This window comes from Sphaerisporangium corydalis (genome assembly GCF_025506355.1).
Taxonomy (GTDB): Bacteria; Actinomycetota; Actinomycetes; order Streptosporangiales; family Streptosporangiaceae; genus Sphaerisporangium; species Sphaerisporangium corydalis.
Window position 1 is genome coordinate 72,705 of record NZ_JANZYP010000012.1, and the last position, 16,256, is coordinate 88,960.

The following is a 16,256-nucleotide window of genomic DNA, read 5'->3' on the forward strand; positions in this document are numbered from 1 at the left end:
CGCCTCCGGCGCGCGATCTCTTGATGCGACCCTCACCGATGACCGCCTCCGCCGACCCGCCCACTGATCCCAGCCGCAGGGCCGAACCTTCCGCCTTTCCGGTTGCCTCCGGACGCCGCACCGGGAAAATGGAGCGCCTCCGGCGCACGATCTCCCAAATGCGACCCTCACCGCCGACCCGCACCAAACTCCACAAACCCTGGCCTTCCCGTTGCCGCCGATGTCATGGCGGATAACGTCACCAGGCCTCCGATCAACGCGGTCCCCGGCGATTTCGGAGACGTACGCTCAGGTTTGCGGAGACAGGTCGCTCTTACGGTGTAAGCGCGAGTTCGGTTTTGATCCAGGGGAGGTCACGACCTTTCTGGTCGATCCGGAGACCGGACGCCAGCCGGGCGTCACCGCTTTGGGATCTCTCCAGCAGGCCACCCCGGATGCCGTGGCAAGGTCGGTCGACCTGCCCGTCTGTCCCGACTGCTTAGAGAAAGTGAAGCAAGTTCCCCTCGGCTCCTGATCTGACGTTCTCTTGCCTTATCGACATCTGTCGGGAGCGCATGATGGACGGGCGGCGTAAGTGCGTGATCCTGACCGTCCTACATGGTCAACGGAAAGGACGGGAGATTGGCCTGTCGGCCCGGGAGTACGCCAGGATCTGACTCATGCGACTTCTCATCTTCGGGGGTACGAAGTTCCTCGGGCGCGCGGTAGCGGAAGAGGCGCTTCGCCGCGGTCACAGGGTGACGACGTTCAACCGTGGCGCGTCCGGTGCCGACGTGCCCGGTGTCACGGCCGTGCGTGGCGATCGCACCAGCGCTGAGGACCTGGAAGTTCTCGCCGCGCAGGGCGACTGGGACGTGGCCATCGACACAAGTGGCATGACCCCCACGCTTGTCCAGGACTCCACCCGCATCCTGCACGGGTCGGCCACACGCTACGTCTTCGTGTCCACGGTCAACGTCTATGAAGGTTGGCCCACGCTTCCGCTCACTGATGACTCGCCCGTACGGGAATACACCCCAGTCGGCCCAGCCGGGGAGAGCGACGCCGAGGAGTACGGCCGACTCAAGGCCGGCTGCGAGCAGGCCGTCTCTAACTGCTATGGAGACCGCGCCGCGTTGCTACGCCCCGGTGTCATCCTCGGCCCGAACGAGTACGTTGGCCGTGTCCCCTGGTGGTTGAACCGGGTCCTTGCCGGAGGCCGGGTACTCGCTCCCGGCCGACCCGACTGGCCGATCCAGCCCGTGGACGCACGCGACGTCGCCGCGTTCGCTCTCGACGTCGCCGATCAGGGTCTTGCCGGGTCGTACAACGTGACCGCGCCAATCGGCCACTCCACATTCGGGCAATTCCTACACACCTGCATCAAGGTGACTCACTCCAGCGCCGAGCTGATCTGGGTCGAGGATGCGTTCCTACGCGAGCACGGTGTCCCCGAATGGGTCGGCCTGCCCCTATGGCGGGACTATGAAGGCACCTGGAACGTGCACGCTACCCGGGCCAAGGCCGCGGGCTTGAGATGTCGGCCGCTGGAAGAGACCATCGCTGACACCTGGCAATGGTTGCGCGGCGGCGCCGCAGTCTCATCCGAACGGGCCGCAGAGCTGGGTATCTCGCGCGAACGGGAAGTGGAGCTCCTCGCGACATGGGACACCCGCACGGAGGCCGCCTGCTAAAGCGTCCCCGGAGGAAGCGCCCGCACCGTCGATCCGGCGTTGAAGTCCCTGAGCGCTTCGGTCAGTTCATGGACTGCGCGAGTAGCCTGAATCTGTGCAAGCGGGATGCGCATCCCTCGCAACCGGTGAAGTACCGGGAAGGTTCTCATGTCTCCCGGAAGACTGAACACGGGGCGCAGCGTGTTACAGGCGCCGGACACGTCGCCGAGGAAAAGCCGGGCTGTGGCCATGTCCGAGAGGATGGTCGCCTCAACGATGGTGGAGCGCTGTTCGAAAGGCGCGGCATGTGACATGGTCAGAGCCCGGTTGCAATGAGCAAGAATCAGGTTGGTGAAGCAGTGCAATGCCGCCGGGTCCAATTCGGCGTCCTGGCGCTGGATCAGTTCGAGAACCGCAGTTGATGCGCACCGCTCTTCCCGCACACGATCCCAGTTGAAGACGCCGCCTACGTAGGCCAAATCATCGTGTTCATCGTCTCGTGCGTTGGCACGGGCATCTTGAGCGTTCCGCACGGCTTGGAGCGTCCGCTCAGTGTTCCCCAGGTGTGACCAGGTGCGTGCTCTGATGCTGTTCAGGCGTGCCGATGCCACCCCGCTGGGGTGGTGTTCTTCGGCACGGCTGATCGCGACCAGGGCGTCATTGGGAGCGTCGTTCCAGTAGGCAGAGGTCGCCTGCATGCCACGTGCCCACACCGCAAGTGGCACGTGCCCGATGTTATTGGCGTGGACCCATGCGGCACAGGCGTGGTCGTTAACCATCTGGTGCTCGCCCAGGTCGATGCTCGCCTCCGCCAGCAGAGCGCACAGCACACCATTCAAGAAGGACAGGTGACGAAGCTGGTCCGGGTGCCGAGTCTGCCGTGTTTTGCCCTCCACTTGAGTGCGTAAGTCGCTGATCTTGGGAAACATTACGATAGGCGACTGGGAAAGGTAGCTTCGAGCAAGCGCTACCACGTCGCTCTCAAGAATTTCCAGGGCAGATCGGCCTAGCGCTGTTTCTGCATGGGCAGCTGAATCACGAGACTTCTCGGCAGCGGACATCATCAACTCACGGAGGTTTAGGGGAATAGGGCGGGCGTTGCGCCCGGCTACGGACTCGGCCGTCGAACGTGCTGCACCGCATTGCGATGACAAGTCGATCGTCTCGGCATCCATGTCAGGAGCAGGAACATCCACCTGGACAGGCATCTTGGTCAACAACTTGCTGGCCGGGTGGCCGAACATCGTCTGTAGGACCACACAGGCATCCGGTAGCGGAAGCCCCTTCAGCTCACCGGCCAACCACCGCAGATACTGGCGCCGCTCTACGCTGAGCCCACGCAACTCGAGATCACGAGCCGTCTTCTCAAAAATACGGACAAATCGTTTGTATGGCAGCAAGTCTCGTGCCCGGACAAGCTGCTTGAGGTAGGTCTCCTCCACCTGCTCCACTGCAAGCCGGCCCTTTCCCTGCGCGTACTGTCGCCCGCAGCGTAAGCGGCCGAGACCAGCGGTGATAGGTAATCCGGCCGACATGTCGAAGATGTCCCGGACACGTCACGCAGAAGTCACACCGGCGTCGCGATGGGCCGTGAGAAGTCACCGTCGGCGACCTCCCGAAGTCACTCCGTCGCCCGTCATGCTCAGTTCACGCCCAAGAACCACGCGATGGAAAAACGAAAGCTACACATCCCGTCCACGGCGCCCAAGAGGTCCGAACCTGGTGCGCCACCAGAAATGGAGTTGTCCCATGAATGGCAGCAAAGTCCTGGATGACCTCACAATTGATCTGTTCGATCTCGACGCCAGAATGGTGGACGGCAACCTGCTGGCCGTCGATGCGATTACCGACAACGGTTGCGGCACGCAGCCCGCCTGCCGCTACCCCGACCCGCAGAGCTGAAGCCACCTGACCATGCGACGGGCCACGGCCCTCAACAAGGGAGTCTGGCTGTGGCCCGTCCAATCTTCACAGCCCGAAGCAGCGCGTTGGCGCGCATTCCTCTGCGCCCGGCGGATGACTTCGGCCACGACACCGACCGTACGGACCCACTGCTCGACGAAGCGGTGACAGTGGCTAGCGGATCGGCGCGGAACGCGGCCTACCATTCCGGTCCAGGAGCGTTGACCTGGCGCGCCTACGACATACGGTCACGGATACGCACCACCCCACACGGAGTGTTCGCGGGTGTCGCCCCCGCCGTCTTCTCAGACGAACCGCACCTGCGCCTTGGAGCGCATCACCGAACCGTCACGAACCCCGATCCACAATGGCTGAGCCTGTTGGCGCGCTCGATCATAAGCGAAGCCGGAGGGTTGTCGAAGGCGAGGCTGACGACCAGCAACCTCGCCTTCATGCGAGGAGATCGCTGGGAGATCGAGCGCCCAATGAGTGGCGGCCCATCGCAGCCGATGACGGTCAGCGTCCGCAACACGGAGGTGACCGCCTTCGTCCTGCGAGCCTGCCGAGAGGGTTTGCCGGCGGTATGGGCGAGCGCTGAGCTGGAGAGACGGTGGCCGCAAGCGGCTCCGGGGTCGGGGCCGAAGTTCCTGCGGGAACTGATCGATGGTGGTTTCCTGCTGCACGATCTCCTCCCCGATGATCCGCGCGCCGATCCTCTGGGACATTTGCTGGACCGGCTCCCGGCCGATCTTCCGCAGTACCACCTTTTGGAACAGCTCCGTGATCGTCTCATCGAGGCTGACGAACATAGGGCGGGCAGCCTGAAGCGGCTGGAGCTTCTCACCGGCTCGTCCGCCGTCGCCCAGTCGATCCTTCCGGCGGATCGCCTGCTGCGCGTTGACACCGTTGTAGATGCCACCGTAGTGCTGCCCGTTCAGGTGGCGGAGAAGGCCGCTGAAGCCGCCGGTCTCCTGTGGCGGATCGGCTGGGGCACCGACCCGCTCACCGACTACCATCAGCGGTTCCTCACCCGCTACGGAACCTCGCAAGCCGTTCCGCTTCTGGATGTCCTCGATCCCGTCACCGGTCTCGGCCCGGTCGACGCTGTCGCCCCCATCGGGGCCGGTAATGGCGACGTCGGCCGAGAAGCGGTACTGGCTCGGTTGCTGTCCGACGCAGTCTCCGAGGGCAGGACCGAGATCGTCTTGGATGAAGCGACCGTGGACCGACTGACGAACCGCAGCAAGGCTGCGGTCCCACGTAGCGCGGAGGTCTATGTTCGCATCCTCGCCGGTGACATCACACCGGCGGCGGACCGCCCATTCCAGTTGGCGGTGTCTGGCGGTTCCCAGGACGCGCTGTCGACCAGTGGCCGGTTCGTTCCACTGCTCGGACTGCCCTCAGAGTTCCCCGAGACCAAAGACGGCGCCCTTGTCGCCGAACTGGTGGTGCGCCCCCGTATCGACGCCGCGGCATCCGTCACAGCGGGGACCGGGCTCGTCCCCCACCGCATCCCGGTAGGGATCCCGCCGCGGCCCGGTGATCTGAATCTCCCGGACCTGGCGGTCTTCTCCGACGGTCGACGTCTTCTCGTGTGGTCACAGGTCCACGACCAGCGTGTCATTCCCGTCCTGTACTCACGGGTCGCTTTGTCGTTACTTCCGCCGGTTGCCCGGTTCCTGGCCCTGGTGGGCCACGCGGGGGAGCGTCCCTGGCACTGCTGGTCATGGGGGACCAGTACCGCTCCGTTCACCCCGGCCGTCCGCTATCGGGACTCTTGGCTCACGCCCGCCCGCTGGGTCCTGCCGAAGCACCTTGTGTGGGCCGCTGCGACCTCGGACCGGTGGGAGGCCGCGCTCACCTCATGGCGGTCGACAGCCTGGCCGCAGCCTCCCGACGTCGTGGCCACCGATGACGTTGACCGACAACTGCTACTGGATCTGCGGCGGGTCGATGATCGTGAGCTGCTGGGCCGTTATGTTCGGCGAGGTATTACGGCCGTTACCGCTCCGCACGGAGGCGACCAGTTCACCGCTGCCGTCCTCCCCGGCTCCGGCGGGGGCCATATTCTGGAGCTGGTCGTCTCCCTCGATGGAGTCGTCTCCCCGCCGGTCTCCGCCGTGGCCGCGCCTCCGATTCGCCAGCGCGGGGCCGGCCTGTACCTCCCTGGTGGACCTTGGCTGTCACTCGCCATCCAGGCTCCCTCCAGCTGCCACGAAGAAGTCCTGCGATCGCTGGCCCGCCGGGTAAGGGAGATACCCCGGCGCTGGGACCGATGGTTCTGGCTCCGTTACTACGACCTGCGGCACGGTGAGCACCTCCGAGTCCGGTTCCACGCCGACCCCGTGGACGTGAATGGCATCGTCCTGCCGTTCCTGTCACGGTGGGCGGCTGATCTCATACGTCAGCGTCTGATCTTCAGCTTTTGCGTCGAGCCCTACGACCAAGAGATCGAGCGATATGGCGGAACAGCCGCCATCACCGCAGCGGAACAATTCTTCGACGCCGATAGTCGGCTGGCCCTCGATGTCCTGTCCGCCACCCGAGAGGAGGATGCTCGGCTGACCATCGCCGCGATCACGGCGGCCATGATCGCCAGACGGGTCGGCAATGGTGCCATCCCAGCCGTGCGACTCGATCGGGAATCCCACAGGCGTGCGAACACCCTGAGACGGCGGATACAGGCCGCTCGGAACCCATTCCCGCCCGGCTGGGAACTGGCGCTGTACGCCTACGCCTCCGTCCTCCCCCCAGCGCGAGGCGCCAGCATCGCCTCGGACTTGATCCACCTGCACTGCAACCGGCTGGCACCCGCCCGCGAACAGCTCATCCGGGCGCTGGCCATCGACCTGATCGCGCGCCACACCCACCTCACCGAGGGATCCCGATGACCACCACCTCCCCCGGAACCCGCACCACCGACTCCGCCGGGGCGGCCCTCGCCATCGCCGACCGGCTTCTGGATACCGAACCGATCATCACCGCGGCCGGTTCCGCGGCGACCTCTCTGTCGCGAGGTCTGGCGGGGACCGCGCTCCTGCACGCCCGCCTGTCCAGGTGTCACCCGCGCTTCGCGACGGCGGCAGACCTCCACTGGACCCGCGCCGCCCGTATGAATATCTCCGCGCCTCCACGGACAGGCGGAGTGTTCAACGGTGTAGGCGCGCTCGCCGCCTCCCTGATTCTGGGAACCCCCTACCTACCCGACCCCGGGCCATACCAGGCGGCGGTCCGTCGCTCCGTCGAGTGGTTGACTGCCCGGGCCATCGCGATAGCAGCCTGGCAGCAGGACTGGCTAGACGCCAGTCAGGCAGGAATGCCCTGGCAGACCTACGATCTGATCAACGGCCTGTCGGGAATCGGCCGAATCCTCCTCGCTGCCGTCCAAGCTGGACACCTCGACGCCGAATCAGGGCTGCTAGCCGCGAGCAACTCACTCACCACCATGATCGAAACACCTCGCAGGGACAAACCCGGCTGGTGGAGACCGCAACCACACAACCCCGCCGCGCTTTCCGACCCGCACAATTGCGATGCCGCGAACACCGGACTCGCTCACGGGATAGCCGGGCCTTTGGCCTTCCTGGCAGAGTGCCAGCTCGCGGGACGGGGTTGCGCCGCGCAGCCCGATGCGATCCGGACCGCCGCCCATTGGCTGCTCCAGTGGCGGGCCGGCGATAGCTGGCCGCCGCAGGTCACCGTTGACGACCTCGCCGGAACCAGTACCAGCCCAAGTAGCCGAGGCCGCCGCGACGCCTGGTGCTACGGCGCGCCGGGCATCGGCGCCGCTCTTTTCGCCGCCGGTCGTGCGGTGGCCGACCCGCGCCTGATCGAGGCGGCTCGCTCCGCGATCGACGCCCTCGCCGTCCGAACCGGTGAATGGGACACCGAAGGGCCTACGGTCTGTCACGGAAGCGCGGGAGTGCTGCTCTGCGCCGGACTGACCGGCAGCCACGTCACTGCGGACCTCGCCGCCGACGCCCTGATCGCGCAGTACGATCCGCAGCTTCCGTTCTGCTTCCAGCATCGCGACCACGGCAGAACCATTGATGAGCCGGGGCTCCTGGTCGGTGCGGCCGGAATCGCCCTAGCTCTGGCCGACCGGAGCGGACTGGCCACCCGCAAGCCGCCCACGACATGGACCGCCGCCCTCCTGCTGCCCACGTCCGTTTCGCTCCCCGAGTGATCCCAGGACCGAAGATAGGTTGCCACGATGGACACCGACATCCGTCAAACCACCGAGCGGCTCCGTGCCGACCTCGTCGACTTCTTGCTCGCGCGCGGGACGATCAAATCCGGCCGAAATGAGGCCGCGTTGCGATCGGTACCCCGGCACGCCTTCGTCCCGGACGTCTCGTCGGAAACGGCCTACGCCCCTGACGATGCTGTTGTCACGAAACGGGACATCGCCGGGGTAGCGCTCAGTTCGGCCTCCGCGCCTGGAGTCGTCGCCGTGATGCTGGAGCAACTCGACGTCCGGCCTGGAGACCGCGTGCTGGAGATCGGAGCCGGAACCGGCTACAACGCCGCCCTCCTGGCCGAGCTGGCCGGGCCGGACGGTCACGTCGTCACCATCGATATCGACGCCGACGTCGTTGACGGAGCACGAGCGGCTCTGGCCTCCACCGGCTACGGGCATGTCGAGGTGTGGTGCGCCGACGGCGCCGACGGCTACGCGCCCGCCGGCCCTTACGACCGGATCATCGTCACCGCAGGAGCGTGGGACCTGCCCCCGGCTTGGCGGCAGCAGCTCACCCCGGCCGGACGGCTCGTCGTGCCATTGCGGATCATCGGCGGAACGACCCGCTCCATCGCATTCGACCTTCACGACGACCACCTAGTCAGTCGATCAATGGTGACCTGCGGCTTCCTGGCCATGCGCGGCATCGGCGCCCGACCGGAGCCTGCCATCCCCCTCATCGATGGCGTCACCCTCCTCCTTGGCGACGGACGCACCGCGCCTTCCCACGCCCTCGCCCGCGCACTCTCTCAGCCCGCGCTGCGCTCCTGGTCCGGGATCTCGATCCCGTCAGGCCCGTCTTTCCAGGACCTAGACCTGTGGCTGGCGACCACCAGTCGTGAATTCTGCCGGATCGTCGCGCAACCTGAGGCCGTCGACACCGACCTGGCGACACCGGCTTTCAGGTGGGGCGGCGCTGCCGTGACCAACGAGATCGACTCTTTCGCCTACCTCACCATCCGGCCCAGTGATCCCGTCGGTGACGGCACTCTCTTCGAACTCGGCGTCCGTGCCCACGGACCTGAGCGCGACCGCCTCACGACCTCACTCCTGGAGCGGATCAGGGACTGGGACACGAACCACCGCGACACCACCCCGCGCATCGACGTGTACTTCAAACCGGTCCAGGTCACCGCCACGACGGTCATCGACAAACCCCATACGCTCTTGGCCGTCACCTGGTGACGGGATGATCCCCGAACTGCGCGAGGACGTCGCCCGCCGCTTTCCCCTCGTGCCCCGCGGCAGGCCCGTCTGCCACCCTTTGGACGTACGTGTCCGCCAGGTCGCCGACCTGGCGGACAGCGGGTCCGACTATCCTGAGGAAGCCACGAGGATCGCAGCCGAAGCGCACAACCTCGGCGCACTGGTCGCAAGCGATTGCGGCTTTTCCTCCCTGGCCCGCGACTTGTGCTGGAGACAGTTCCAGATCTTCCACGACGCCCAGCCGTTCGATGCGGCGACCGCGAAACTCGCTCTACAACCGCTCGTCAACCTCGGTCGCCTTCTCGCGCGAGAGGGCAACGGCACCGCCGCTCACCATCTGATCGAAACGCTGTTCACCGCTGTCCGCCATAGCGCGACCGGCACCTTCGGTGGCACGGTCATCGACCTCGGCAACGTGACCCACAGCTCCGACGATCACCGTGAAATCGTTCAATGGCTATGGACTGTGCTTCTCGCCGATGGAATCCGAGCCTTGGCGCAGGCGGGGCGCTGGAGTCAGGCACTTCAGCACGTCCAAGATCATCGCGGCATAAGTCGCAGCCTCCTCGACGGTCGCCAGATCGCCATCATCGCCCACCGCGCAGTCGGTGACCGCCGGACATCCACATGTCTCCTGACAGAAACCGATACGCCCACCCCGTGGGAACGGACCGTGGCAGCTGGTCTGGCGGTTCTCACAAGCAGCGAAAGCGGTGACCCTATCTCCCTGGTGGATCGCTATCTCCCGCTTGGCGGGCCATCCACGCAGGTTGTTTTTCGAACCCGTCTCGGCCTGGTGGTTCTCGACCTCGTCGACGAACGATTCGGTCCGCGTTTGGCTCACACGATCGCGATCGACGTCCAGCGGTCGCAGGACGCCTACGCGGCCCGCGAGGTACTCGCCCACGCGGGATGCGCATCCCTGATCCCCGCGACAGCGAGAAGAGTTCTGACCAGCCTTGTGCAGGTCTCGTGCCTGGGAAGAGGAACCATGCCCATCGAACTTTGGGACCAATTCCGCATGGCCATGACCACCGCCGAGACCTCGCTCAGAGAGGCGCTTTCCCGGCGGCCGTAGCATGATCTATCCGAGTCGCAGGTCGTACTCAAGGCTGGGGCCGAGCAGGTCGTCGGCTTCATGGCCGTGGTCCGCTCTGGTCGGCCCGATCTGGAAGCATTCGGCTGGTCTCCTAAGTACCCGATACCAGCGATAGCCGACCGCATCTGTGCGTTCATTGATGGGAGCCACAGGCCATATGAGCCTTTATCTGTACTCAATTGTCCGCTGTCTTCCTGATCCGCGGACCGGGGAGTTCGTGAATTTCGGTGCGATCGCTGGTAACCCGGACATTGGAGACTGGTCGATTCGCCAGCTCAGCAAGGTCGATCGGATCCGCAAGATCGCGGGGGCGTCCGCGCTGGAGGCCGCAGCGAGCTTCGTGTTCGAAGTAGATGCTGAGATCGATCAAAGTCGTAGCGGGTTGGACGAGGGATTCGACCCGCTGGGCGAGGACTGGCTGCTCAACAAGCATCGAAACCACCGCAATGTGGTGCAATTGAGTATGCCAGCGCCGATCTTGGCCGACAGCGCAGAAGAGGCACTCGAAATAGTCTTCGGGCATCTCATCATCGATCCGATCGCGGAACCTCGCGAACAATCAGTCACCAAGTACGACCTGAACAGAGGGCTACGGCAGGCGTACCGCCAAGCTCGTGTGGCCGAACCTTTCGTACGGCCTCGAGCGCAGGTTCACATCGGTGCCCACGTTCACTCCACGATCGACTTCGCCATTGCGAACGGCCGGACGGTGCAACTCACGCAAGCATGGTCGTTCCGTAGAGCGCAACTCGACGAGGTGTCACAACAGGTCAAGGCGTGGGCGTACGCGATGGAACGGCTGCGCGGCGGCGAGGAAGCCCGTGTCGTCGACACACAGAACCGCATGAGTACGATCACCCGAAACGTCGATCTGCAGGTCGTCATAGCAACCCCGACGACACCCGAGCAGATCGTCGCCTACGAAGAGGCGGAACAGGTGTTCGCCGGCCTGAACGCTGATGTACACCCCCTGGAGGACGTCGAAGCGGTCGGGCGTCGCGCGGCGCAGCTGGTCTCCGAGTTGCGCTAACCGTACATGCGAACGGCTCTCACCTCGGCTGAGGCGAGAGCCGTTTCACCCGTGCTGTGAACCCCCGGCCGGGCAGGTCCCCGGCCTCATGGCCGGGGTCTGATCTGGCCTGCCCGCGCGGTGGGCACCGGAAAACGCGCGCCTAAGGCGCTCCATTAGCGGCGTGTGGCGCGGCGGTTTGGGGCCGCCGCGCCTGAGGGTTCGGGGTCGGGGTCAGGATGCGCTGCAGGAGACCGTGGGCCAGGTGGTGGAGCCGTTGGTCTGGATGGTGACGCCGAAGTTGTTGCCGCTGCCGTTGGGTCTGGCGGTCAGGACCTGGGCGCTGGGGTAGCTGGCGCTGATGTTCCAGGTGGCGATGATCTTCTCGGGGGACGGGACGTTCATCGTGACGGTCCAGTTGGTCGAGCCGCTGACCGCGACGTTGAGGTTGTACCGGTCACTCCACTGCTGGCCCGCGGACAGCGACGCGGTGCAGCCGCCGCCTCCGCCGCCGCCACCCCCACCGCCGCCTCCGCCGCCACCACCGGTGGAGCCGCCGACCGTGATGTTCGAGTTCCCGCTGCTCTGGTATCCCTCGGTCGCGAGGATCTGGTAATCGTGGTTGCCCAGGTTCATTCCATAACGGGCCCACGCGTCGAAGTGGTTGCCGGCGGTGATGGTTCCGCCGGTCTTCTTCGACTGCCGTACGCTCCAGTACTGATTGAAGGTCCTGATGCCATCGATGGAGGGGGCGTTGGTGCGCGTCGTCTGGTAGATGTCGTAGGTCCCGCCATCGCTGGTGACCGTGCCCTTGTACGACCCCGTGGGCCGGTAGGTGCCCCAGTTGTCGAGGATGTAGTACTCCACCAGCGGGTTTCTCGTCCAGCCGTAGAGGGTCAGGTACGCGTTGCCGGATGGGTTGAAGCTGCCGGAGTAGGTCACGGCCCTGCGTGCGCCGGTGCTCCAGCCCTTACCGGCGACGAAGTTCCCGACGTTGCTCCATGAGGTGCTGTAGTTGCCGCCGGATCCGAGTTCCATGGAGGACGACCCACCGCCATCGCTCCAGAACGAGAAGAAGTAGCCGTTGTTGGTGCCGGTCTGGTTGGTCGATATGGCGGCGTTGGCCATGCTGGGGAACATCGTGAGGACCGCGACCAGCGCCATGGCGAGGGCACGGCCGATGAGCGGCCCGAAAGCGAAGACACGTCCGATGAGGGGCCTGGCGCGTCCGCGGCTCCTCGGGCGGGCGGGGGCGTCGTTCATGTGCGTGCTTCCTCCTCGTGAAGGCCGGCGGGGGCAGGCAGCGAGATACGACAGAGCAGGACCGCCGGTGGCCGGGGACGCGGCCACCACGCCCTGGTGTCGCACGACGCGGCGGTGTTGGCCGGTCGTCGTGCGGTCGACGACGACCGGAGGACCAGGCCGCGCGGCGGGTGACCCGGATCGACGGTGGTCTGACCCTGTCGATGGCGACAGTGTTAGCCCGATCCTGAAAGTTGTCAACGATTCCCGAAAGATTGCGAACGCCATGTACTGATCAAGGGCTGATGACACCGTATTTGTCCTGATCAATGGTTATCCACGGCAGTTCTGATCAGGGCTGGTCGATGAAAGTTTCGGACGCCCGACAGGATTGGGAAGAGCGACCGCGGGTCACTCAGACAGTGCGAGAGCTGTCCGCGGAGTCCAGACGGCACACGGTGGCGATCTCCGGCATCAACTCCGAGAACGGGACCGGACGTACGGCCTGCTGGGTGAGGGTGCCGAGGAGGTAGGAGAACAACGCGTGGGCTCGCGCAGGGGGATCGTCGACCGGAACATCGGCCAGGAGATCGTGAAGAACGCCGATCATCGCCTGGTGCATCCGGTCGATCGGCTCAAGGCGGCCCTTCTGCCCTACGTCGACCCAGTAGCTGAACCACAGGAGTGCCGCGTTCGGCCGCTCCGCGAAGATCTCCAGGTACGTTCGGACGGCGGCCCAGAAGCGATCCACAGGTCGCTCGTGCCGGTTCGCCGCGTCGCCGATGCGATCGAGGCAGCCGCTCATGTGACGTGCCATCGCGAGGTCGACGATCTCGTCCATGTCATCGAAGTAGTAGTGGATCGCGCTCTTGGTCAGCGGGCTGGCGTCCGCAACCGCGCGCGCCGTGCACGCGGCCAGGCCGTCTCGGGTGATGACCTCCCTGGCCGCCTCGATGATCTGTTCCTGCTTGGCACGCTGATTGGGCGACCACCTCCTGGCCTGACCCTCCGAAGACGACTCCATGGAAGGGGAGCATACCCGCCCGATTGCACTTTCAGGACACACGTCCTAATGTTCGGGACGTTCGTCCTAATCTACCCCGAACGAAGAAAGGGGCCATCGTGACCCAGCCGTTCGTCTTCATGGACCTCCGGACCGCCGACCTTGAGGTCTCACGACGCTTCTACACCGAGCTGTTCGGCTGGACCGTCGCCGACGTGCCATCAGGACCCGCGACCATCCCGATGTTCGTCGACGTCGACGGCCCGTGGGGAGGCTTCACACCGCTCGCCGGGGACGACGATCGCCCGCCGCAGTGGATCCCGTACGCGCCGGTGACCGGCCTGGACGACGCGGCGATGCGCGCGACGGAACTCGGCGCCACCATCGTGCGACCACGAGTGGACTTCCCCGCCGGCTCAGTGATCGTCATCCAGGACCCGAAGGGCGCCACGATCGCCCTGTGGGAACCCGCCTCATGACGACCCGCCCCGGCTACTCCTGCGCGCTCGCGCCGACCGCCGACGTCGTCGACAAGGCCAGGCTCGCCGAACGGCTCGGGTACCGGCGCCTCTGGCTGTTCGACTCGCCGGCGCTGCACGGCGACGTGTGGATCGCCCTGGCCCGCATCGCGTCCGCGACCGACCGGATCGGACTCGCCACCGGAGTGGCCGTACCGGGCCTGCGTCACCCGATGGTGACCGCGTCAGCCATCGGCTCCGTTCACGAGCTGGCACCCGATCGGCTCGTCGTCGCCATCGGGACCGGCTACACGGCGCGGCTCTCCCTGGGAAAAAAGCCCGTCACCTGGGCCGGCACCGTCCGATATATCCGGCAGGTACGGGCGCTGCTCAACGGTGAGGTCGTCGAGATCGACGGTCGGCCGTGCCAGATGATGCACCTGCCCGGCTTCGGCCCGTCGCGTCCCATGGACGTGCCGCTGTGGGTGGCGGCCTCAGGACCGAAAGGGTTCACGGCGGCGCGGGAGCTCGACGTGTCAGGCGTCGTCACGACCGGCATCCCGGCGGAAGGCGATCGAGGATGGACGGAGTGCGCGTTGCTCAGATTCGGCACCGTCCTGCGTTCGGGTGAGGACCACACCAGCCCGCGCGTCATCGAGGCCGCCGGCCCCGGTTACGCCAGCATCGTTCACGCCGTGTGGCAGAACTCGAACGACGACGCGGTCGATGCCCTGCCCGGCGGCAGGCAGTGGCGTGCCGCGATCGAAGCCGAACGCCCCGAAGGCCAACGGCACCTTGTCGTCCACCAGGGCCATCTCTCCGAGCTGACCGAACGCGACCGCGCCGTCGTGACCGCCGCCGGACCGGCGATCACGCAAGCCGGGTGGACAGGCGACGACGCCTCCATCGCCGTCCGATTCGACCAAGCCGGCGCCGCCCGGGTGACCGAGGTCGTGTACGTCCCCGCCGGCCCGGACATCCCCGGCGAACTGGAGGCGTTCGCCCGAGCGGCCGCTTCGCCCCCAAACCGCGCCTAACCCCGGTCAGCGGAAGGCTGCGGTCAGGGGGGAGGCGATCGCGGTGGCCACGCGTACGAGTTGTCCGAGGGCCGGGTTGGCGAGGCGTCGTTGCCACACGATGGGCTTCAGCGATACGCGGACGGCGTCGGCGGCGTAGGCGGCGGGGCCGCGTTCGTATTCGTGGACGGCGAGCGGGATCGTCGTGAGGCCCTTGGCCGCGTCCGCCAGGTGGGTGGCCAGCAGGTCGGCGTCCCGGATCGCGGTCGCGGCGGCACGCCCGCCGGTCGGGGGCATGGCGTGCACGGCGTCGCCGAGCGCGGTGACCGTGCCCGATGGCCAGGGCGTGAGATGCGCGTCGGGGTCGCAGGTGTGGTACTGGAACGTGCCCACGCTGCTCGGATCGGCCCCGCTGACGATTTTCCGTACCACGGGTGACCAGCCGCGCAACAGGTCGCCCGCAGCGCGCACGGCGGCCTCGGCGCCCATTTTGCGGGCGTTGGGCAGCCGGTCGAGCGCGACGTTGACCCCCCAGTAGACGACCGGTGGCTCCGGGAACGCGGGCACGTCGACGCAGAGCGCCGGGTCGAGCGCGGGCCCGGGGACGGTGTCCTGCAACGTGATGAAGATGCTCGTCCCGCCGGGGCCGACGGCGAGGATGGAGCCGATACGCAGCAGATCGGGCAGGAGCGCCCGGATCTCCGGCGTGAGCGGGCTGCGGCCGGCGATGCCACCGATGCCGACAGGCGACGAGGTCGGCCTGCCCGCGAGTGCCGTGGCCACCCGGGAGGTGGCCCCGTCGGCGCCGACGAGCAGGTCGCCGTGGTCGGCCGAGCCGTCGGCGAAGGTCGCGGTCACCGTGCCGTCGGGGTGGGTCTCGTGGCCGACGTACTCGCTGCCCCAGCGGATCGCGTCGTCGAGCCCGTGCGCGAGAAGCACGCGCAGCGGGACGCTACGCAGGGCCTGGGCGAGGGCCAGGCCGCCGATGCCCGCCCCGATCACGATGACTCGCATGACTGTTTCCTTACTTGGTGCCGATCGAGATGGTTGTGATGACTACGAGAATCCGGAGGCGGTGTAGAGGGCGCGGCCGTCTCGGGCTCCCTGCGCGGCGAGGGCGGGTGAGCACGTCGAGGTCGTGATCACCGGGGGATGGGGGAGCCCTCCCGGTAAGATTGATACTACTTTGACCTAATCAATATAGTCAAGTATATCCATTTGAGAGGGTAGGGGGGTTGGGAAGGTGGGTCGGCGACGCTACGGCGGTCTTCGCGGTACATCTCCGCATGCGCGTTCACCGGGTGTGGTCAGGCCAATGGGTGTGGTCCGGCTAACGGATGTGGTCCGGCTAACGGGCGAGAAGCAGCCGTCGGCCGCGATCGACGCTCCCGCCGGACTCGGCGACCGCCGGCGATACGCCCTGGTCCGG

General features: G+C 66.3%; 13 protein-coding genes. 9 read left to right on the forward strand and 4 right to left on the reverse strand.

What is annotated here, in order from left to right; all coding sequences use genetic code 11:
* Positions 1–659: 659 nt before the first annotated feature.
* A complete protein-coding gene (locus tag NYZ98_RS11465; protein WP_262842599.1) occupies positions 660–1,673 on the forward strand; it encodes an NAD-dependent epimerase/dehydratase family protein in 1,014 nt (337 codons plus the stop codon).
* Here NYZ98_RS11465 and NYZ98_RS11470 read toward each other — a convergent pair.
* Positions 1,670–3,094 carry a hypothetical protein gene (locus NYZ98_RS11470; protein WP_262842601.1) on the reverse strand — a complete coding sequence of 475 codons (1,425 nt, stop codon included), beginning with the start codon at positions 3,092–3,094 and terminating at the stop codon, positions 1,670–1,672. The genes NYZ98_RS11465 and NYZ98_RS11470 overlap by 4 nt on opposite strands.
* Positions 3,095–3,401: 307 nt before the next feature.
* Here NYZ98_RS11470 and NYZ98_RS11475 point away from each other — a divergent pair, with 307 nt between their 5' ends.
* The 6 genes from NYZ98_RS11475 to NYZ98_RS11500 all read left to right on the forward strand — a co-directional run bounded on the left by NYZ98_RS11475 (position 3,402) and on the right by NYZ98_RS11500 (position 11,129).
* Positions 3,402–3,554: a hypothetical protein gene (locus NYZ98_RS11475; RefSeq protein WP_262842602.1), complete on the forward strand. Its 153-nt coding sequence runs from the start codon at positions 3,402–3,404 to the stop codon at positions 3,552–3,554.
* A gap of 50 nt (positions 3,555–3,604) precedes the next feature.
* Positions 3,605–6,445 (forward strand): lantibiotic dehydratase, encoded by a 2,841-nt coding sequence (locus tag NYZ98_RS11480; RefSeq protein ID WP_262842603.1) that lies wholly within the window; start codon positions 3,605–3,607, stop codon positions 6,443–6,445.
* Positions 6,442–7,740: a lanthionine synthetase C family protein gene (locus NYZ98_RS11485; protein ID WP_262842604.1), complete on the forward strand. Its 1,299-nt coding sequence runs from the start codon at positions 6,442–6,444 to the stop codon at positions 7,738–7,740. Before NYZ98_RS11480 ends, NYZ98_RS11485 begins: the two co-directional genes overlap by 4 nt.
* Before the next feature lie 27 nt (positions 7,741–7,767).
* On the forward strand, positions 7,768–8,979 hold the full coding sequence (gene fxlM, locus NYZ98_RS11490; protein ID WP_262842605.1) for a methyltransferase, FxLD system: 1,212 nt from the start codon (positions 7,768–7,770) through the stop codon (positions 8,977–8,979).
* Between the two features lie 4 nt (positions 8,980–8,983).
* Positions 8,984–10,078: a hypothetical protein gene (locus tag NYZ98_RS11495; protein ID WP_262842606.1), complete on the forward strand. Its 1,095-nt coding sequence runs from the start codon at positions 8,984–8,986 to the stop codon at positions 10,076–10,078.
* Positions 10,079–10,256: 178 nt separating this feature from the next.
* The gene (locus NYZ98_RS11500; RefSeq protein ID WP_262842607.1) at positions 10,257–11,129 is read left to right on the forward strand and encodes a DUF3037 domain-containing protein; all 873 of its coding nucleotides are present in this window, start codon (positions 10,257–10,259) and stop codon (positions 11,127–11,129) included.
* Between the two features lie 213 nt (positions 11,130–11,342).
* On the opposite strand, the gene NYZ98_RS11505 is transcribed toward NYZ98_RS11500, so the two are convergent.
* Together NYZ98_RS11505 and NYZ98_RS11510 are read right to left on the reverse strand one after the other, a co-directional pair.
* Positions 11,343–12,371, reverse strand: a complete 1,029-nt coding sequence (locus NYZ98_RS11505) for a glycoside hydrolase family 11 protein (protein ID WP_262842608.1) — start codon at positions 12,369–12,371, stop codon at positions 11,343–11,345.
* Positions 12,372–12,765: 394 nt separating this feature from the next.
* Entirely contained in the window at positions 12,766–13,374 is a 609-nt protein-coding gene (locus NYZ98_RS11510) for a TetR/AcrR family transcriptional regulator (RefSeq protein ID WP_262842609.1), read from the reverse strand.
* 98 nt (positions 13,375–13,472) lie between these two features.
* On the opposite strand from NYZ98_RS11510, the gene NYZ98_RS11515 reads away from it, so the two are divergent.
* Positions 13,473–13,832, forward strand: a complete 360-nt coding sequence (locus tag NYZ98_RS11515) for a VOC family protein (RefSeq protein WP_262842610.1) — start codon at positions 13,473–13,475, stop codon at positions 13,830–13,832.
* Complete coding sequence (locus NYZ98_RS11520) at positions 13,829–14,848, forward strand: LLM class flavin-dependent oxidoreductase (protein ID WP_262842611.1); 1,020 nt, start codon at positions 13,829–13,831, stop codon at positions 14,846–14,848. Before NYZ98_RS11515 ends, NYZ98_RS11520 begins: the two co-directional genes overlap by 4 nt.
* Positions 14,849–14,854: 6 nt before the next feature.
* Here NYZ98_RS11520 and NYZ98_RS11525 read toward each other — a convergent pair whose 3' ends face one another.
* Positions 14,855–15,841, reverse strand: coding sequence for an FAD-dependent oxidoreductase (locus NYZ98_RS11525; RefSeq protein WP_262842612.1), 987 nt, complete (start codon positions 15,839–15,841; stop codon positions 14,855–14,857).
* Positions 15,842–16,256: the final 415 nt, after the last annotated feature.